Consider the following 20,582-nt stretch of genomic DNA (forward strand, 5'->3'; position numbering starts at 1 on the left):
ACAGAATATTTTTTTAATAGTTGATAAAAAGAGTATTTAAATTTAAAAAGATTTAAGGATAATAGACCCGAACAAGTCGGGTCATAGAAATTAGAATGAGTATTTAGCTTCAAATCTGAAGTGATCAGTTTTATCTTTACCAGCATTGTCTGGCTCTTCAGTTATATGTGACCACCAAGCTTTAAAATTAAGTTTTTTGCTATATGCATAGCTAACTCTACCGACTAACTCTGTTTTGTCTGTTTTAAGAATATTTATTTTATTTTCACCATCGATGTAATCAACACCTACTCTATATTTCTCTAAGAAAGTATATCCTGCAGTAATGAACCAGTATTTGTTCTCACCATTGAATAATGTATAGTCTAATAGATCCTCGCCTGGTTTTATAAATGAACCAGCATCCTCATAAGATACAACAGAAACTTTATCTTTATCAGCTGAGAAGTCTATATAACCAGCGCTAAAGTCTATACCAAATCCTTCGGCAGTTGCTTCGATAGCCCATAAATTAGCATCATCTGCTGCGTTGTTTGTACCTATTTTGAAATCGCTATCTATGCTTGAGCCAGCGAATTGTCCGTGCAATCCAAGATTTAAATCAGCAGTTGCATCAAAACTTACTGCAACGTCTATAGCGTATAGATCAGTAACATTTTCAAGCATAGCATACCATAGTTGGAAGCTAACTGGATCATAAGAACCGATAGCAGCTACGCCATAAAGGTTATTTTGGTAAGTATGTGAGCCATTTACTACTAGACCTCTACTTCCGATATCTGGATCATTTTGTAAATCATCAAAAGCAATAGCAGCAAGAGTTAAACCTGTGATATCTGTATTAAGTACTTTAATACCTGTTCCTACCATATCATCAGTAAAGAATGTTCCAAGAACTTGGCGACCAGCTTGGATAGTTGTATTACCGGCTTTGTATCCTAATAAGAATTGTCTAACATTGAAAGTTTGACCAAAATCCTCAGCACCTGCGTCATTAACACCAACTTGTGTTTGTCCGCCTGTTATATGATCACCTGAAACATCTTTGCTATCATATCTAAGACCTAAAACAGCGAAAAAATTGTCATCTAAAGCAGTTTTGAAATCTACGTAAGATGTAAATCTATGGCTAGCTTTTGTATCACTGCCTTGATTACCATTTGCATCAACTTTTGTGCTATCAAATCTATATCTAGCAAAACCAGATACATCAACATTTTTTATAGCTTCTTCAAGTGGAGTTGCAGACGCAACACTTGTAAGAGCACCGGCAGCTACTATAGCGGCTAAGCTCATTTTAACTAATTTCATTTTTTCTCCTTCTAAAATGTGTTATGGGTAATTTTAATTGTAATTTGCTTAAAAAAAGATAAATTTCATACATTTTATTGATAATATCTACCAAAATATATATTTAGGTGAGATTTGTTACTAATCTCACCTAGAAATTTTAGAAAGGAGTTAAAATTCGGATTGCTTCTGAAATTATAAATAAATTTAGTAAATGCTCGGTAATTATATAGATAAATCAGAAATTTAGTTTTTCCGCCACAGGAGCTGCGATTTTAGACTGTTTGCTTTTATCTCTTTTATGTACTTTTAAAATTTGTTTTGATTTTTCAGGATTTGCATAATTTTGTATGATAAGACTTATGTAGGTAATCTTGCTGCCTTCTATCTGAGCATACACCAAATCACCTACTTTAAACCCGTTTTCACTAGAAATAGCACTTGCAAATTTAAGCTTTGAATTTGATGTTTCAATACCGCGTATATCATACTTCCAACCTCCTTCGGCTTGTTCAATTTTAGCGATAGTTCCTTTTATATATTTCGGAATTACTTTTGCGACCGGAGGTTTTGGCGTTGGTTTTGGTTTTGGTGCGGAAGTAACTCCGCACCCAGAAAAAGCAAACATACTTAAAACTGAAATTACAAGCATATTACGCAGTGACATTTAAGGTGTTACCTCCTAATTCGGATATGCGTTGATTTATCTGAGAAATTGCCTTAGACATAGTTTCTTGCGATATATCAGGAAGTTTTGAGCCCCATAGTTTCTCGGCTTCGGTAAAACCTCTTTTAACTCCTTCTAATCCACTTTGAAGCTTTTCAAGATTATCTCCAGCACCGCTTATAACAAAACCTGCTATTCTATCAGCAGTATTTGTAACTCCAAAATACCCATTTTCTGATATCAAAGCTTTAGCTTCACCTTGACTTAAACTAGATATAGGTTTTCCGGTATAGCCTGTTTGTGATATATTTTTAGATATTAAATCACTTAAACCGCTGCTAAGCCCGCTAGAATTATTGCTATTGCCCGGCATAAATGGCTCTGGAAGGCTAAATGACATAAGCCCAACTTGAACATTTATATTCCCTGAAGTATTACTGAAAGTGTTATTCTGAAACTGTAAAAAATAATTTTGGGTAATATTTTTTGCATCTATTTTTGAAGCACTTTCTTTAATTTTCTCTATATTTTCCGGTGAATCCGGTTTTATGTTTAAAAAACCGAACATACTATTGGAATTAAAATCACCTATTTGCATATTCTCTCCTTTTTATATTTAAAATATTATAATATCTCATATCTATAAATTTCATTTATTATAACAGATATTTTCTTATTTTCAAATCCATAATCGCTACTAAAAGCAAAAGATTCTATAAAGTTTTTAGCCAATCTTTGATCTAAATTCAGACTCATATGAGCATGAAACTCATCTTTTGAGATCCTATACTTATAAACAGCATTGCGTGGAAATTTATTTGGATCAAATAAAAAGCTATCTTTGGTCTCATCAAAACCAAAAATATAGACTTTGATATCTAAAATATTACCATTATCTATAGTCAAACTATTGGAAAATCGTACTTTGTTTTTAGGATTTGATTCTAAATTTAAAATCAACTCATCAAAACTTTTCACACAATCTTTGAAAACAAACATTTTTATAGAATTATCAAAAATATTTGTCTCATCTCTATTTTTAACAATATCTGAAATGATATAAAACCCTTGCATATGCTTTGAAGCGGTGATTTTATACTCATTAAAATTTCCGCTATAAGCGGCAGTTGTAGCGTCTGTTGCGCTATCATCTAAAATTTCTTCTATGATAAATGCTTTGTCCATATTTATCTCTTTTCATAGATTAGTTTAACTTAAGCATTTTGTATATCGGTAAAATTTGGATTTTTTTAAATTTGAAAGGAGTAGCTTCCAAGATAAGGAAGCTACTAAATATTATGCTAATTCATCGCTGAAATCAGCATTTGCAAGACGTCTTAACTGACGATATCTTCTTTGCGAATCTGCTTTATTTTGACTAAATAATTCAGCTGCATGTTCTGGATTTAGCTTTTTAAGCGAATTATAGCGAACTTCATTTAGTAAAAACTCTTCATATCTATCCCACTCTGGTTCTTTAGAAGTGATCTTAAGAGGATTTTTTCCTTCTTTTACTAAACGCGGATCATAGATAAATGTAGGCCAATAACCGCATTTTGTAGCAAGTTCTGCTTGATCTCCAGATAAAGATAAGCCGCCTTTAATACCGTGAGCTATACAAGGGGAATACGCTATAACAAGGCTTGGCCCATTATAAGCTTCTGCCGCAGCTATAGCTTTTACTACATTTGCTTGACTTGCGTTTGAATTGATTTGTGCTACGAAAATATTTCCGTATGTCATAGCGATTTGTCCTAAATCTTTCTTTTGAACCGCTTTACCGCTAGATGTAAATTGTGCGACAGAACCACTACGGCTAGATTTTGAGCTTTGTCCTCCAGTGTTTGAATAAACTTCAGTATCAAGAACTAAAACATTGACATTCTCACCGCTTGCTAAAACATGATCAAGTCCGCCATATCCTATATCATAAGCCCAACCATCGCCGCCTATTATCCATTGAGATTTGCGAGATATATATTTTTTCAAGCTAAGAAGATCTTTTACTCCATCAACTTTTTTATTCGCTTCAAGAAGCGGCACTAACATATCTCTTATTTGAGCTGTTTTTGTAATATCTCCTTTAAACTCAATCCAATCTTTATAAAGAGCTGCAAGTGCATTTGGCACTTTATCCATGGTATCTCGCATAATATTTTCTATGCGGTGGCGTATAGTTTCAGTTGCTACTTCCATGCCCATACCGAACTCAGCATTATCTTCAAAAAGCGAATTTGCCCAAGCTACGCCATGACCGTTTTTATTTGACTTACGATAAGGCATAGATGGTGCAGAACCTCCGTAAATCGAGCTGCATCCAGTAGCGTTTGCTACCATCATATGCTCTCCGAATAATCTTGTGACCAAAGTTATATAAGGAGTCTCTCCACATCCAGGGCATGCACCGTGAAATTCAAACAACGGCTGAGCAAATGTAGCTCCTTTCACGCTGTCTTTACTCATCAAGTCATCTTTATATTTTACATTTTTAAATAGATAATCGGCATTTTCTTGCTCACCTTTATCCATCTCTTCACCAAGTGGAACCATAACAAGAGATTTCTCTTTGCTAGGGCAGTTTTGAGCACAAAGTTCGCAACCTGTACAATCAAGAGGACTTACTTGAATTTTATACTTGAACTCTTTTATCTCTTTCCCTTTTGCATCTAAAACATGAGATTTTACACCTTTAGGAGCAGCGCTTAGCTCTTTTTCATCTATAAGAAAAGGTCTAATAACTGCGTGAGGACACACAAAAGCGCATTGATTACACTGGATACAATTTTCCTCTATCCATTTTGGAACCATAACACCTACGCCGCGCTTTTCATATTCTGTCGTACCAGCTTCGAATCCACCGTCTTCATAACCCAAAAATACCGAAACAGGAAGATCGTCTCCGCGTGCTGCGTTCATAGGTTTTACTACTTTTTCTATAAAATCGTCACCTATATATTTATTTTCACTTATAACTTCATCTTTTAATTTTGCCCATTTTGGATCTACTTTAATTTCAACTAATTTATCAGCGCCTTGATCTATGGCTGCATAGTTCATCTCAACTATCTTATCGCCTTTTTTAGCATATGTTTTTTTAGCATACTCTTTCATATAGTTTTGAGCATCTTTAAAGTCGATAATATTTGCAAGTTTAAAAAACGCCGATTGCATAATTGTATTTGTACGATTACCAAGACCTATATCATAAGCCAATTTTGTAGCATTAAGTATATAGAAATTTGCTTTTTTCTGAGCTAATAAACGTTTTACTTTATTTGGAATTCTTTTTACTGTTTCATCGGCATCCCAGATTGAGTTAAGTAAAAACGTTCCTCCATCTCTTAATCCATCTACAACATCATAAATATCAAGATATGCAGCAACGGAGCACGCTACAAAATGAGGATTTGATACTAGATAAGTTGAGCGGATAGGTTTTTTACCGAATCTTAAGTGACTTCTTGTATAGCCGCCTGATTTTTTACTATCATATGCAAAGTAAGCTTGTGCATAAAGATCGGTTTTATCGCCTATAATTTTGATTGAGTTTTTATTTGCTCCGACAGTTCCATCTGCGCCAAGTCCATAAAATAAGCACTCTATACAGTCATCGTCGCTAAGTGATATTTTATCTCCAACTTCTAAAGATAAATTTGTTACATCATCATTTATACCTACTGTGAAGTTGTTTTTTGGCTCATCTTGTTTTAAATTTTCAAATACTGCCACCATCTGAGCAGGATCTACGTCTTTTGAGCTAAGTCCATATCTACCTCCGACTATAGTTGGGGATTTTTTACTTCCATAATACGCTGCTTTTATATCAAGATATAGCGGCTCTCCAAGACTTCCTGGCTCTTTTGTTCTATCTAAAACAGCTATTTTTTTAACAGATTTTGGAATCACATCAAAGAAATATTTCAAACTAAAAGGTCTATATAGATGTACTTTTACTATACCTACTTTCTCGCCTTTGCTTCTTAAATAATCAACAACTTCTTCTAAAGTTTGCGTAACCGAACCCATAGCTATAACAACACGATCAGGCTTTTTATCTCCATAATATACAAATGGTTTATACTCTCGTTTTGTCTCTTTTGAAATTTCATCCATATAGTGAGCTACCACATCTGGAAGATCATCATAAAATTTATTTACCAACTCTCTTGTTTGAAAGTATATATCATCATTTTGAGCAGTTCCTCTTGTTTTTGGACTCTCTGGATTCATACTTTCGTCGCGAAATTTTTGAATAGCTTCTTTATCTACTAACTTATCAAAAACAGAGTAATCAATAACTTCAACTTTCTGAATTTCATGGCTTGTTCTAAATCCATCAAAGAAATGTAAAAACGGTACGCGACCTTTAATAGCAGCCAAGTGGGCAACTCCTGCTAGATCCATCACCTCTTGAACCGAACCTGTTGCAAGCATGGCAAAACCTGTTTGTCTACAGGCATACACATCTTGATGATCGCCAAATATAGAAAGAGCTTGAGCAGCTATAGAACGTGCAGCCACATGAATAACGCCCGGAAGCATCTGTCCTGCTATTTTATACATATTTGGAATTTTTAATAATAAACCTTGAGCAGCAGTATAAGTAGTAGTAAGGGCACCGACTTGCAAGCTTCCATGCACAGTTCCAGCAGCTCCTGCTTCACTTTGCATCTCCACAACTTTAACAGGCATACCAAAAATATTTTTTTTACCTTGAGAAGCCCAAATATCAGTATAATCAGCCATAGGGGAACTAGGCGTTATAGGATAAATACCTGCTACTTCAGTGAAAGCATAAGCCGCGTATGCAGCAGCCTCATTACCGTCCATTGTCTTCATAACTTTATCCATTAGGTTACCTTCCTTTCAATCGTGTAACTTGATTTTATAATTCTACATATATATAACTTAAAGTTTGGCTCCTATTACAATTTAAATTGCTTTTTAAATTTAATTCTTACTTATTTATCGTTAGAGTTATTGTAATTATATATAAAAATACTGAAATAAAAATTAATATAAAAATGGCTTTAAATAATATTATAAATTTGAAATGATATTTACGCGCTCGACCGCTTCTTTTGGATTTTTTTCTACCCAATCACAAATTTTAAATAAATTATCGATCTTCTCGTATCCGCAGCTAACTCCTATACTAATTATATTTGCGCCTTTAGCTGCCATAGCGTCCATAGAAGTATCTCCTATCATATAAGCATTTTGATTTGATTTATTTAAATTTGAAAGAGCTTTTAATATAGGTTCTGGATGAGGTTTTGGATTTATAACATCATCTTTGCCTACTACTGTTTGAAAGTATTTTCCTATACCAAGATGCTCTAATAAACAAATAGAGTATTTTGAAGTTTTAGTAGTTACAACGCCGATATCAGCTATATTGCTAGCTAATTCTACGGCTTCTTTAGCACCGTCTAAAAGCTTTGTTTGCTCTAAATACGTTTTTCTATATGCTTCTTTATAGGTATCTACAAAATTCAAAACAAGGCTATTTGGAACTCCAAGAGAGCAAAACATATAATCAAGAGGATGACCAATTAAAGAGCAAATTTGCTCATCATTTGGCTGAGCAAATCCAAATTTAGAAAACGCAGAGTGGAATCCATTTAAAATAGAACTTGTAGAGTCTATCAAAGTACCGTCTAAATCAAACAATATAGTGGTTTTTGGCAAATTATATCCTATTGTTTTTCATAAACGTGATGCGTAACAACCTGAGGAAAAGGTATAGAAATGCCATTTTCATCAAATGCAAGCTTAACTTCTTCTAACATCTGATGATAAACGCTCCAGTAATTCTCATTGTTTGTCCAAAACTTTGCAGTTAAATTTACACTATTATCGCCTAAACTAAGTACGCCGACAAATGGTGCCGGATCTTTTAAAATAGTATCTTTCTTTTCTGCTATATCTAAAATAATATCTCTTGCCAACTTTAAATCGTCTTTATAATCTATCCCAAAAACAAGATCAACTCTCCTAGTAGGACTCAAAGAATAATTTATAATGCGCGAAGATATAACTTGCGAGTTTGGGATAATTATTATCTTATTATCTCCGGTTCTAAGGCATGTGCTAAATAAATTTAGATCACTAGCAACTCCAACCGAACCGCCTATTTCGATGTTGTCGCCTAATTTGAACGGCTTAAAAAAGATAATAAGAACTCCTGCTCCTACATTTCCAAATGTATCTTTAAACGCCATACCTATAGCCAAACCCACAGCACCCAAAACAGCCACAAAAGACGTAGTTTCTATGCCTAAATTTGAAAGAGCCGCTAAGATAACAAATATAAACAACATAGTTCTAGCACTATTTATTACAAAATTACCAAGCATAGGGTCTATTTTTGTTCGTTTGATTATTTTTTCAAGAACAATGGCAAGTTTGGATATGATCCACTTGCCGATAAAAAAGATAAGAATGGATACTATAAATTTAATAGCGTACTTACTACTAAGTGCAAGTACGCTCATATAGTCAATGTTTTGTATAAAATCCATAGAAACTATTTATTTCTAAATTTAGCTTCAACGCGGCGATTTTCAGCACGTCCTTCTTTTGTAGCGTTTGACGCTATAGGTTGTTCTTCGCCAAATCCAACTGTTGTAATTTTATTTTTACTAACACCCATTTTTTCTAAAGTTGCCGCTACTGCATCTGCTCTTTTGACAGATAGTTTTTTATTATAATCTTCAGGTCCAGTGCTATCTGTGTGACCTTCTAAAATCACTCTATATTCTGGATTTGCTACCATAACATCTGCAACTTCTTTAATTTTTGCTTCATATTCAGGAGTAACTTTTGCACTATCGAATGCAAAATTTGCTTTTAAACTTAAACGGATCACTTTCTCACATCCATACTCATCTACAACAACTCCTTTTGGAGTTCCAGGACATCTATCTACGTTATCTAAAACGCCATCGCCGTCTTCATCACCTATGGCAGGAACTATTTTAGTAGGCGCTGGAGCTGGTTGCTCTTCTACCAAAACAGGAGCCGGAGCTGCCGATCTAGACTCGCCAAATCCAACTGCAAAACCTAAAGTGTATAAAAACGTATTTGATCCATTATTCCAATCAAGTGCATCTCTGGCCTCTGCTTTTAAAGCAAAATTATCTGTAATTTTGTATTTTAGGCCCAAACCAGCTTGAGCAAATCCACCATCTTCTACATCATTGGCTTCTCTAGTAAAATCTTGATAACCAACACCAATTAGTCCATAAACAGAGATAGTATCGGTAATAGCAAAATCTTTTACTAAATTTAAATAATATCTTGTAACATCAGTTTCAAAGCCTACGGGCACACCATTTTTATGCTCAAAACTAACATTTTTTGCATAATCAAAACCAAGCTCAATTTGACTTAGTAAAAACTCATCAAGGTTTCTTGCGATTCTAAGACCTACAAAATTTTGATCGTCTATGCCCTGAGTACCTTCTGGATGAGCATACCCAACGACTGGAGTAAATTCATAGTTATAAGCGTTGGCACCAAAAAGAGCTGACGCGACACATATAGCTAAAGCAATCTTTTTCATTTTCATTTCCTTCTTAAAATTTTTTTGATATTTTAGCACGAATTTCATAAAAAATAGATTTTATTTTTAAAAATTTAAAAAATTATTTGAAATATAAGCGGGAGTAGAGCCGCCAGACAAGCGACTCTATAAATTATTACAAAAAGGAGGTTTTATCTGTTGGACAAAAGAATTATACTTAGTTCTTTTTAACTTAATTATAATTTATCATAAACTATTGCTAAATATATGAATAAATTTGAAAAGATGGTTTGGAAGCCAAAAAAGCTTCCAAATTTGAGAATATTGCGAAATAAAAATTATCTTTTTGAGAATTGTGGACTACGTCTTGCTTTTCTACGTCCGCATTTTTTACGCTCAACAACACGACTATCTCTAGTAAGAAGACCTTGTGGTTTAAGTGCGGCTCTAAAATCAGCATCAATAGCAGCTAAAGCTCTTGAAATTCCGTGTCTTAAAGCTTCTGCTTGAGCAGAGTAACCTCCGCCAATAGTTGTAGCAGTAATATCTATAGACGTCTCTTGTTTAGTAACAAGAAGAGGTTGAACAACTTTTAGCTTAATAGCTTCGTGTCCGCCAAGCCAAGTATTTAGATCCATACCATTTATTATGATTTTGCCACTACCTGGTTTTACCCAAACTTTAGCAACTGCTGTTTTTCTTTTACCTGTTGCGTATGTTGTTGCCATTGTTATTTTCCTTCTTTAGCTATTTGTGCAGTATGTGGGTGTTCATTGCCCGCATAAACTTTAAGTTTTTTAAGCATTTCTTTTCCGAGTTTTGTCTTTGGAAGCATACCGCGAACCGCTAATTTATAAAGTTTTTCTGGTTTATTTACTAATAAATCACCGAATTTTTCACTTTTAACACTGCCGAAATAGCCCGAATGCCTGTGATACAGTTTAGCTTCAGCTTTGTTTGCACCCGTGAACTCGGCTTTACTTGCATTGATGATAATCACATAATCACCGCAATCAACGTTTGGCGTAAATCCCGGTTTATGTTTGCCACGGAGGTAAGTTGCAGCTTCTGTTAGTAATCTACCAAATCTCTTTCCAGCAGCATCAAGAACGATCCAATCGCGTTTAACTTCGCTTGGCTTAGTTATATTTGTCATAATCTTGCCTTTTATTCTTTAATTAGAGTTGGAATTATATCAAGATTTACTTAAATTTTACTGAATTTAAGAATAATTTTAGATTAAATCTACATTTAAAAACTCTACTTTATCGTTTAGAAGATAAATAATTTTCCCGACAACTCTTTTTTGAGGATAAATTTGAGATAAGATGCTCATATATTCTCTAACTTGATCTTCATTTTGAGTTATGAATTTCTTTGAACTTTTATAGTCCATTACTACTATTTCATCATCTCCTATGCAAAGCAGATCAAGTCTTTTGATAACTTGGTTAAATGCGATATCTTGCTCTTTTAAAATATTTTTATCTTTTATTATATTTTTAAACTCAACGCTATTTATCAAATTTAGAACCCTATTTATAATATCTTCTATGCTATTTTTGGATAAAATGGCTCCAAATTGATTTATCAGAGCTATTTTTGCGTTTTTTAAATTTTCTTCTTCAAAATCAAAAATCATTTCAAGACAGTAATGCAGCGCTTCTCCAAAGTATATAGATTCTAAATTCAGCTCATATTCATCATTTTGTTTATCGCTAACAGCTTGTTTTTTTATAGTTTCAAACTCTTCTAGGCGCTCAAGTCCTCCATAAAAACTCATACTTGTTTTACTAGGCTCGATCTTGCCGACGCTAAATGGCTTTAGATCAAGGTAACAAATTTGCTCTTTGGAGCTGGTAAATGCTTTAAAATATGACGGTTTTAAGCCGTTTGAATCCAACTTCGACATAACAATCAAACTATTTTTAGCTCTTGTTAACGCTACATAAAGTTTGTTGATATCCTCTTCATAATCAAGATCTTTGCACTTCTGTTTTAAATTTATAAACTCGCTATCTCCGAGATTTTGGAGTGCACTATCATTTAGCTTTATATCCCATTTTTGCTCTGAATTATTGTATTCGGTTATAAATACGTCTATGTTTGAGCCGGCTCTACTAAGTCTATCGGCTACTATAACGTGATCGAACTCAAGCCCTTTACTCTTATGCACAGTAAGCAAAGTAATACCGCAATGGCTAGTGTCGGCACTTGGAGTTTGATCGTTTTGTATATTAAATATAAAATCAAATATATCTGCATATCCCAAGCTAATCTCATAAAGTTTAAGTAAATTCTTATCAAAACACTCTAAATTCAGATAACTTGCTACAAATTTAAGCGTACTAGCAAGCTCTGCTGTGGCATTTAAGCTCAGCTTGGATTTTTTCTCCCCTATAAACTCGTGAACACTATAAATATATATCTCATCACCGAATAAACAGTATTTAATAAAATCCAAAACGACTCTAACATTAGCTGAGTTTATAAGTAAATTTGAGCCTCCAGTAGCCACCGGTACGCCAGACTTTTCTAACTTATCTTTGATATTTATGATATCGCTATTTTTCCAGCAAAGTATAGCTATATCGTCATATCTAACACCGTTTTTGACAAAAAATTCTATCTTTTGAAAAAGAGTATCATAAAACTCATCGCTAACAAACTCACAAACTTCGACGTAACCTTCATTTTCTAAGCACGATAATTGAGTTTTATAATCTTTTATTTTATTACTAAATGTTTGATTTACAAAATTTACTATATTTTTAGCGCTTCTATAGTTACTCTCAAGACTTAAAGTCTCTATTTGTTTATAGCTGTTTCTTAGTCTAGAAAATAGCTCTTTCCTTCCTCCTCTAAACCTATAAATACTCTGTTTAATATCTCCGACATAAAAAAAGCTTCCTATATCATTTTGCCCACTTCCGCTAAGAGTCTCTTCAATAAGGGGTAAAAGTATATCATACTGAATTATATTTGTATCTTGGAATTCATCTATAAGTATATGTTTTATTCTATCATCAAGTCTAAAATATAGCATATCACTATCTATATTGCCTAATAACTCGTAAACCAGCCTTGTAACATCTATAAAATCAAGCGCATTTTCTTTTTTTATCGCTTCAAATCTACTATATTTATATAGATAAATAAACTTCAAAAGCTCATTGATTTTAAACTGCTCATACTCCAAATAATATTTTTTTAAATTTGAAATAAGCTCATCCCTAATCATCATAAATTTTGCATTTAAAGCGGCTTTTTCAAAATATTTTTTTGAATCAAACTCTTTAATAAGCGGTTTACCGGCGATCTGAGAAACGGTGTTAGCTTCAAAATTTTTCAAGAAATTTTTATCCGATGAAATCTCTAAAGCTAAACTTTTTAACTCACTAAATTTAGCAAAAACATAAGATTCATCAGGAATCTTTGAATTCTCACCAAAACTAGGCAAACTAATGTTTTCATACAGAAGCTCTAGCGTTTCGAATACTCTATTTTTATTGCTATTTGTCTCTTTTATGTAAAATGCAAAGCTTTCTAAAAGATGATTTTGTTTTAAATTTTTTATAAATTCAGACCTTGTTAAACCATTTAAACTAGTTCCCGCTTTGAAATCTGGCATGATACCGAGATTTAAACTAAACTGCCGTAAAATCATCGTAAAAAACGAATCAAACGTAGAAATTTTAAGTTCATTTTTTAAAAAATTACCCATATATTTATCTCTTAAACTCAAAATATCTACAGCACTAAGCTCTAAAATCTTTTCAAGTTCGTTTAATTCGTTTTTTTTACTACTTTCGTGCAAATTGCAAAAAGCATCTATAATACGACTTTTCATCTCATTTGCCGCTTTTTTTGTAAATGTTAGAGCAAGAATTTTTGCTATATCGTTGCCTTGCAAAATAAGAGCTATAAATCTAACGGACAAAGCAAATGTTTTTCCACTTCCTGCGCTAGCCTCTAAAGCCAAATAACGCGAAAAACTCATTTTAGTTCCTTTTTGCAAAAAACAAAATACGCACAGTATTGGCACGCTTTTTCATTTCTATCAAAACAAACTTCATTTTTGAACTCATCTTTAAGACCGTTTATACACTGTGCTAGCTCATCCGTATTAGTATCATTTGGTATAAATTTATACTCATTTTTTATATCATAGTAAAATGATATACTATTGTGTCCGAATAAAGCTTCATAAAATGATAGTTGAAAAGATTTTTTAGGCACTGTTCCGCTTTTATAATCTATAAGCATAAAAGTATCTGCACTTTTATCTATTCTGTCTATTTTACCGGTGATCTTAACACCGCAAAACTCGTTTTTAAGCTCTTTCTCACACTCAAAAACGCTAAATCCGGAGTTAAAATGAGTATTTTGACTCTCTTCAAATTTCGCTAATCCGGCTTTGAAAATTTCACTATCTAGCGTATCTATTGTATTTTCATACTTTTTAAATAACTCTAAAAACTCTTTTTTCACGAATTTAGTTTTAAATTTAGAAAAATATTCTTGCAAAGCAGAGTGAATTGTACTTCCTAAATGACTTGAAATATCTTTATCAAATCCACGATATTCCTTAATGCCCAAAATATAACGGTAATAATACTTTCTTTTACAAGCAAGATAAGTATTAAGGCGGCTAAATGATAACTCCGTAGCGAAAAAATCATGTCTTAAATAGATATCTTTTTTTTCTAAACTAAGCTTTATTCCGCCTGATTTAAGTGAGTTTAGATACGCATTTTGAGTATATTTTTCATCGATTCTAAAAGAAAAATCCCTAGCAAAACGCGACAATATAGACTCTTCGTCGCTAAGATATGATATGCTTACTTTTTTTGCACGATTTATGAGGCTTTCATAATAAAATCTCTGTAAATTTTCTCTATCTTGATGGCTGATGAGTCCCGCTTTTTTTCTCACAGATGAGCTTAAAAACATCTCCTTTTGGCTACGTTTTGGAACAATATCATCATTAAAATCTATAATAATTACCCCATCATAATTTCCGCTTCTACTTTCTAAAACACCCATTACAGTGACTTCTGCGCCACCTACAATACTTAATTTTGCTTCTTTTAAATTCATCAAAAATATCTCAAATAAATTTCCAAATCTAAGAGATGTATTTTGTAAAAGCGCGCCTATTAAAAACGCTTCATTTAACAAAATAGTTTTTACTTCAATACTCAATGTAAATTTAGAAATAATACTAGAAATAGCGGAATTAAACCTATCAAAATCACAACTTTGATTATATATTTTATTCAAATTTGAATAAAGATCCGTATCAAATTTAAAATAATTTAAAGCCGAAATCAAGCTATCAAGACTACTATTTTTTGATAGATAACTTTCATCGTATTCATAAACTAAATCTTGATCCAAGGCAGATTTTAGTGTATTTAAAAGAACAAATACCGGCTCAGTCGTAAAACTTTTTCCCATAGCGTAATTTAGCATATTACGCTCATCTGCATTTTTTAAAATCTCATAAAAACTCTCATCTGGTAAAACCACGGCTATCTTTTTTGGATCTATTCCGCAGCGTACAAAATTAGAAATCTCGTCAAAAACATAAGCACACTGCAAACTTCTTATAGAAAAACTTTTTAGCTTTATGTCTGTATTTTTTTCTATTTTCACCTTAGAAATAACTGTTTTTCGGCTCAAATTTAAAACATAATCAAAGCCGATCTCAAAACTAGTTTCACAAATTTCGCTTATGCTTTCGATAGTTTTTTGATTAAATTTACTTGAACTAAACTCTATAATAACACTTACGTATTTTGAAATCTCGCAAAGTATATACCAGTCTAATTTTGAAAATATACCGTCTAGTTTTATTTTGATCTCATCGTAATTCTTTATAAAATCATAATTTATTTGATACTCGTCAGGAAGAGAGATATCATCGTAAAATCCGGCTTCTTTAAGCATAATAAGATAAAGTTTTAAAAGCTCCTCAAGTATGCTTAGATGCTCATCATAATTCGCATACGTATCGCTCCTAACAAGATCTTTTATGCTCACAAATTCCCTTTTTAACTCTTTAAAAAAGGAAAATAAATAATCGCTATTTTTTAAAAATGCAAAAAACTGCGATCCTACATTTATCACGCTGGAGATATTTTGTACGCTTTTTGCAGCCTTTTGCATTATTAAAAGTCTATCTATTTGACTAGCTTTTTTTAAATTTGGAACTATAACAATTTGTTGTTCAAACCGAGCGATAGTTATAGCTTTGGAGACTAAAGAGTTTGAGCGTGAATTTATAATGTAAAACTCACGAACATTTCTTGATGAGCTAAGGACGTTTAAAATCCTATTTGGCGTATAATTCAAATTTAAAAAATCCTACACTATCGTCATTCGCAGCTAGTTTCATCATAACTTGCCATCTGCCTGGCATAGTTAAATTTAGATCACTAATTCTAAATTTATTATCTTCTAACTTAAAATTTAAACTCTTATTAAATTGATTAGTATCTGGTCTAGAAAGCAGAAGTTCGGCTTTTAAATTTGTAGCATTTGTATCAAAAACTAGCTCAACATTTTTATTTTTATCTACTACCGGAACTATTTTGTTACGCCTTAGTTTTTGAGGTTCATTTTGATTTAGAAGTCCGTCTATATAAATAGTAGCATTTTGATTAAATTTAAAATCTTGATCAAATTTAGCCTGCTTGATCTGGATCTCGTTGTATCCGTTTTCTACATTTTGGTATTTATCAAAATAGAAATTATCCAAATGAACCGGATAATCCAGTGAATAATAGACAGTATAAATACAAGCACATACTATAGCAAATATAGATAGCAAAATCCCATATGGCCAAAAAGTTTTTCTATTTTGCATAAATTACCTTTTTATTTTTCTTATTGCAAATACGACTATGACAAGTATAATCGAACCATAAATTAAATATCTAAAGATATTAATAGTGTTTCTATTTGAGTTTCCAATGGAGCTTTTTAAAACTACACCTTTGGAGTCTGCTATCCTATCTGCTATATCGGCGTAGCCATTTAACATAGCTGCGTTGTATATATCTTTGCCTTTATTTGAAACTAGTATCGGAAGGATAGATCCACTTTCTGGATAAGGACTAAGAACAGCTTCTTTATCAAAAAGCGAATTGGCATCGTTTGAAGTGTAGATATCTACTTTGCCAGTTGTAGCTCCGGCTTCTTTAGGAACTAATACAAGAATAACATATGGAGGCTTTAAATTACTTTTAAAAGGCTTAATAGCTTCATCGATACTTGCAGCGTTCAAATTTGAAAAAGTAATCAAATCCAAAGTGACACCTGTTGTCTCTTTTAACTCTGCGCCCATCTCATTTAGTTTAGATTTTATAGGCTCGCTTAAAACTCCAGCATTATCTATGGTAGCAGCATTAAGACCAAAGCTACAAAGAGCGGCTAAAAAACCGCTCTTTAACAAAGTTATTAACTTCATCCTAAAAATAGGCTATTTGGAGTTAAAACCGACCAAGCAGTTATAGCCGCTGTGATTATAAGACCAACAACTATCAATGATTCTAATACATTTGACATTTTTACTCCTTTATAACCATTACTTCTGAGGTTTGCTTAGTACTGCTTTTCATCTGTACAGATGCAGGATCGACTAACTTATATGGTTTTTGCATAACATTTTGTTGTGATAAAATACCAAGATATGTTAAAACCACTAAAATAGTTAGCAAAAGCACAGTAGCGATCAGCATTCCAGATACTCCGCTTATTCCAAAAACGGATCTATTTGTATTTTCCATGCTACTCCCCTTTCGAAAGCGAAATTACATATTCGCCGACAGCTTTTTCTTGAGTCTCATTAAGTATTCCTGAGCCGGTGAATTTTGGCATATGTCCTATATTTCCTATTTTACCGCGATTAAGAACATCTACGACAAATGATCCCGAACCATATTTAGTAAGATCTGGAGCTTGTCCGTCCATACCCTTACCATCATCTCCATGGCAAGCTGCACAAGTAGGCCATGCTTCTCGTCCGGCTGCTACTAAATTTTCATTATAAGTAGATTTTATAGCTGAAATCTCTTTAGCAACAAAAGCTGCTACAGCCTTAGCAGTAGGTTCATCTACCATACCGCCTGGCATCTCTCCTAGAGGATAGTCAAGCCCTTTTGAGCCATTTACGACAACATCATAAATAGCTTTTTCGCTTCCCCATATATTTAAATCTGCAGCTTTGCCGTTTATACCATCACCTGTGATACCATGACAGCTAGAACATTGCACTAAAAAAACTTGTTCTCCTATAGCTTTTAGCTCCTCAGCGCTAGCACCTTCAAATTTAGCTTGAAAACTCTTATTATAAGCTTTCACTTCTTCATTGTACTCCCCGATTTGAGAGTATGAATTTAAAGGATAACCTAATAAAAAATACCATATTGCCCAAACTATAGTAAGAACAAATACAATAGCCCAGCCAATCGGTAGTGGATTTTTATATTCACCTATTCCATCCCAATTATCTTCACTAAGCTCGCCGCCTTCTTTTTTTTCTTTCATCAGCTTAAATAGCCTACCAACGACAATAAGTGTCAATAAAATGATAACTATAGCGCCAAGAATAGAAAGCGAATTTACACTATCTTCAAGATTAAACCATTTCATTTTTCAACGCTCCTCTTAGCATTATTGTTATTAGTAGAAACATTTTCTAAGATATCATCACGTAACTCATCTTTAAGAGCTAAATTCGAATACTTTTCATAATCTCTTCTACCTGACTTTTCAGATTTTTTCAGATGAAACCAATAGCCATAAAGTAATACAACCATAGCGACCAATAAGACAAAATAGCCATATGCTTGAAGCTCTCTTATAGTTTCTACACTCATAACATAAACCTTATTTTAAGCTATTCAAGTATGCTATAAGTGCTACAATTTCGCGAATTTCGCCTCTTGCAAATGCATCTTTAACATCTTGATCTTTCATTTGTCCAACTATAGCCGCCGCTTCTTCTTTTACCATAGCTTGAGTTGCTTCCCAAGTGCCAAGTTTTGGCATATCTTCAGCATCATATGGTACGTTAAATACTTTTTTGATAGTAAATGCCTCAGCATAAGCAGTCTCTATATCAGCATTTTTATTAAACATATGTTTATATGCCGGCATAATAGATCCCGGCACTACGCTTGTTGGATCTTTCATATGGTTTTCATGCCAATCTGTACTTCTATAGTTACCTATACGCCATAGATCAGGACCTGTTCTTTTAGAACCCCAAAGAAACGGTCTATCATAAGCGTATTCGCCACTGATTGAGTACATTCCGTATCTATCTGTTTCTGATTTGAATGGTCTAATTAACTGCGAGTGACATGCGTTACAACTATCTTTTATATATATATGACGACCTGCTAATTGTAAAACGGTATAAGGTTTTCTACCTTCTACAGGTCTAGCACGATCAGCAAAATCTGGCAATATCTCTATAATACCAGCGTAAGCTATAAATATAAATACAAATACCGCAAAAAAGAATGGATTTTTTTCTAACCAACTAAACATTCATTCCTCCTTACGCAGCCATAGGTGAAGCACTAACTGGTTCACGCTCAACTGGTTTGCTTGATGAAATTGATTTGATTATGTTATAACTAAACATAAAGAAGCCTATTAAGTATAGCAATCCGCCTATAGCTCTTATCCAGTAATATGGGATTAGAACCGTAACGGTATCTATAAATGAATACGCAAGATTACCGTACTCATCAGTAGCTCTCCACATCATGCCTTGAGTGATACCTGCGATCCACATTGAGGCAAAATATAGAACTATACCTGTTGTTTGAATCCAAAATTGTGCTTCCATTAAAGATTTGCTATAAAGCTCTCTTTTAAACACACGCGGAGTCATATGATAAAGTGCCGCCATAGTCATAAATCCGACCCAACCAAGAGTTCCATCATGGACGTGTCCAGGTATCCAGTCAGTAAAGTGAGCTAGAGCATTTACAGATTTTATAGAAAGTATAGGTCCTTCAAGAGTAGAGAACATATAGAATGTACTCGCTAGAACCATAAATTTAATTAGAGGATTCTCTCTTAATTGTCCCCACTCGCCCTTCATAGTAAGAAGCATATTTATAGCAGAACCCCAACTAGGAAGTATCAAAACTACTGAGAATATCGATCCCATAGTTTGCATCCAATCTGGAACTGTAGAATAAATAAGGTGGTGACCGCCGGCCCAAAGATAAACAAACATTAAACCCCAAAATGAAAATAATGAAAGCTTATAACTGAATATCGGCTGTCCACTCTCTTTTGGTAAAAAGTAATAAATTTGAGCTATTATAGCTACGGTAAATACGAACGCAACGGCGTTGTGTCCCCACCACCATTGTACTAAAGCATCGTTACTTCCTGCATACATAGATACCGAATGAAGCCAACTACCCATGCCAGAAACTAGACGAGTAGGAACCTCCATGTTATTAAATAGATAAAGCATAGCAACACCTAAAAAGGTAGCTATATAATACCAAAGAGAGATGTAAAGAGTTTTTTCACGACGAATTCCGATAAGTCCAAATATCGAAACCCCCCATAATACCCACACTATAACAACTAGTATATCTATAGGCCATTCTAGCTCGGCATACTCTTTTGAAGTAGATAATCCGGCAAATAGACTAACTACTGCTAAAGCGATTACTATAACATATAACCAAAAATGCAATTTTCCTATAAACATTAGGAATTTCGACTCGTTCATTGAGACTTTTAGCACTCTTTGACCGATATAATACCAGGTAGCAAATATACCTGACAACATGAATCCATAGACCACGCCATTTGTATGAAGCGGTCTTAAACGGCTAAATGTTCCGTATTCACCAGCTAGGTAGTTTAGATCTGGGTATGCCATTTGAAAAGCTATCAAAGTTCCTACACCCATACCTACTATACCAAATATAATAGTGGTAAACATGAAGTACTTAGCGACTGTATAGTCATAATTTAATGCATTACTTGGCTGCATCAAAAAGTTCCTCCTGTCATTTTTTTATGTTATCCTGAAAAAAACATAACTTTGCAATT

20 protein-coding genes are annotated in these 20,582 nt (G+C 33.5%); all 20 read right to left on the reverse strand.

Annotation, left to right across the window (positions count from 1 at the left end):
* Nucleotides 1-90: 90 nt before the first annotated feature.
* Complete coding sequence (locus RVY88_RS05080; RefSeq protein WP_317051268.1) at nt 91-1,311, reverse strand: major outer membrane protein; 1,221 nt, start codon at nt 1,309-1,311, stop codon at nt 91-93.
* 217 nt (nt 1,312-1,528) lie between these two features.
* Nucleotides 1,529-1,957, reverse strand: coding sequence for a hypothetical protein (locus RVY88_RS05085; protein ID WP_024305331.1), 429 nt, complete (start codon nt 1,955-1,957; stop codon nt 1,529-1,531).
* Complete coding sequence (locus RVY88_RS05090) at nt 1,944-2,555, reverse strand: hypothetical protein (protein ID WP_002848582.1); 612 nt, start codon at nt 2,553-2,555, stop codon at nt 1,944-1,946. The genes RVY88_RS05085 and RVY88_RS05090 overlap by 14 nt, the downstream gene beginning before the upstream one ends.
* A gap of 26 nt (nt 2,556-2,581) precedes the next feature.
* Nucleotides 2,582-3,142 carry a DUF5416 family protein gene (locus tag RVY88_RS05095; protein ID WP_162167110.1) on the reverse strand — a complete coding sequence of 187 codons (561 nt, stop codon included), beginning with the start codon at nt 3,140-3,142 and terminating at the stop codon, nt 2,582-2,584.
* Between the two features lie 111 nt (nt 3,143-3,253).
* Nucleotides 3,254-6,808 (reverse strand): pyruvate:ferredoxin (flavodoxin) oxidoreductase, encoded by a 3,555-nt coding sequence (gene nifJ, locus RVY88_RS05100; RefSeq protein WP_011731797.1) that lies wholly within the window; start codon nt 6,806-6,808, stop codon nt 3,254-3,256.
* Nucleotides 6,809-6,997: 189 nt separating this feature from the next.
* The gene (locus tag RVY88_RS05105) at nt 6,998-7,648 is read right to left on the reverse strand and encodes an HAD family hydrolase (RefSeq protein WP_002848575.1); all 651 of its coding nucleotides are present in this window, start codon (nt 7,646-7,648) and stop codon (nt 6,998-7,000) included.
* Nucleotides 7,649-7,656: 8 nt separating this feature from the next.
* Entirely contained in the window at nt 7,657-8,481 is an 825-nt protein-coding gene (locus RVY88_RS05110; protein WP_002848573.1) for a mechanosensitive ion channel family protein, read from the reverse strand.
* Between the two features lie 5 nt (nt 8,482-8,486).
* The gene (locus RVY88_RS05115) at nt 8,487-9,524 is read right to left on the reverse strand and encodes an OmpA family protein (protein ID WP_011731796.1); all 1,038 of its coding nucleotides are present in this window, start codon (nt 9,522-9,524) and stop codon (nt 8,487-8,489) included.
* A gap of 299 nt (nt 9,525-9,823) precedes the next feature.
* Complete coding sequence (gene rpsI, locus RVY88_RS05120) at nt 9,824-10,213, reverse strand: 30S ribosomal protein S9 (protein WP_002848569.1); 390 nt, start codon at nt 10,211-10,213, stop codon at nt 9,824-9,826.
* A 2-nt stretch (nt 10,214-10,215) separates the two neighbouring features.
* A complete protein-coding gene (gene rplM / locus RVY88_RS05125; RefSeq protein WP_002848567.1) occupies nt 10,216-10,641 on the reverse strand; it encodes a 50S ribosomal protein L13 in 426 nt (141 codons plus the stop codon).
* A 78-nt stretch (nt 10,642-10,719) separates the two neighbouring features.
* Nucleotides 10,720-13,485: a RecB-like helicase gene (locus RVY88_RS05130; RefSeq protein WP_038452870.1), complete on the reverse strand. Its 2,766-nt coding sequence runs from the start codon at nt 13,483-13,485 to the stop codon at nt 10,720-10,722.
* Nucleotides 13,482-15,842 carry a PD-(D/E)XK nuclease family protein gene (locus tag RVY88_RS05135; protein ID WP_162167109.1) on the reverse strand — a complete coding sequence of 787 codons (2,361 nt, stop codon included), beginning with the start codon at nt 15,840-15,842 and terminating at the stop codon, nt 13,482-13,484. Before RVY88_RS05135 ends, RVY88_RS05130 begins: the two co-directional genes overlap by 4 nt.
* Nucleotides 15,823-16,356: a FixH family protein gene (locus tag RVY88_RS05140; RefSeq protein ID WP_038452866.1), complete on the reverse strand. Its 534-nt coding sequence runs from the start codon at nt 16,354-16,356 to the stop codon at nt 15,823-15,825. Before RVY88_RS05140 ends, RVY88_RS05135 begins: the two co-directional genes overlap by 20 nt.
* Before the next feature lie 3 nt (nt 16,357-16,359).
* Nucleotides 16,360-16,959 (reverse strand): hypothetical protein, encoded by a 600-nt coding sequence (locus RVY88_RS05145; protein WP_029662426.1) that lies wholly within the window; start codon nt 16,957-16,959, stop codon nt 16,360-16,362.
* Nucleotides 16,956-17,057 (reverse strand): hypothetical protein, encoded by a 102-nt coding sequence (locus RVY88_RS05150; protein ID WP_002848561.1) that lies wholly within the window; start codon nt 17,055-17,057, stop codon nt 16,956-16,958. The genes RVY88_RS05145 and RVY88_RS05150 overlap by 4 nt, the downstream gene beginning before the upstream one ends.
* Nucleotides 17,058-17,059: 2 nt before the next feature.
* Nucleotides 17,060-17,278, reverse strand: coding sequence for a DUF4006 family protein (locus RVY88_RS05155; RefSeq protein WP_162167108.1), 219 nt, complete (start codon nt 17,276-17,278; stop codon nt 17,060-17,062).
* Nucleotide 17,279: 1 nt separating this feature from the next.
* Nucleotides 17,280-18,143 (reverse strand): cbb3-type cytochrome c oxidase N-terminal domain-containing protein, encoded by an 864-nt coding sequence (locus RVY88_RS05160; protein WP_162167107.1) that lies wholly within the window; start codon nt 18,141-18,143, stop codon nt 17,280-17,282.
* On the reverse strand, nt 18,140-18,370 hold the full coding sequence (locus RVY88_RS05165) for a cytochrome c oxidase, cbb3-type, CcoQ subunit (RefSeq protein ID WP_002848554.1): 231 nt from the start codon (nt 18,368-18,370) through the stop codon (nt 18,140-18,142). The genes RVY88_RS05160 and RVY88_RS05165 overlap by 4 nt, the downstream gene beginning before the upstream one ends.
* A gap of 10 nt (nt 18,371-18,380) precedes the next feature.
* A complete protein-coding gene (gene ccoO / locus RVY88_RS05170; protein WP_002848552.1) occupies nt 18,381-19,046 on the reverse strand; it encodes a cytochrome-c oxidase, cbb3-type subunit II in 666 nt (221 codons plus the stop codon).
* Nucleotides 19,047-19,056: 10 nt separating this feature from the next.
* Nucleotides 19,057-20,523: a cytochrome-c oxidase, cbb3-type subunit I gene (gene ccoN / locus RVY88_RS05175; protein ID WP_162167106.1), complete on the reverse strand. Its 1,467-nt coding sequence runs from the start codon at nt 20,521-20,523 to the stop codon at nt 19,057-19,059.
* Nucleotides 20,524-20,582: the final 59 nt, after the last annotated feature.

It is taken from the genome of Campylobacter sp. TJR-1 (genome assembly GCF_032840035.1).
Lineage (GTDB): Bacteria > Campylobacterota > Campylobacteria > Campylobacterales > Campylobacteraceae > Campylobacter > Campylobacter fetus.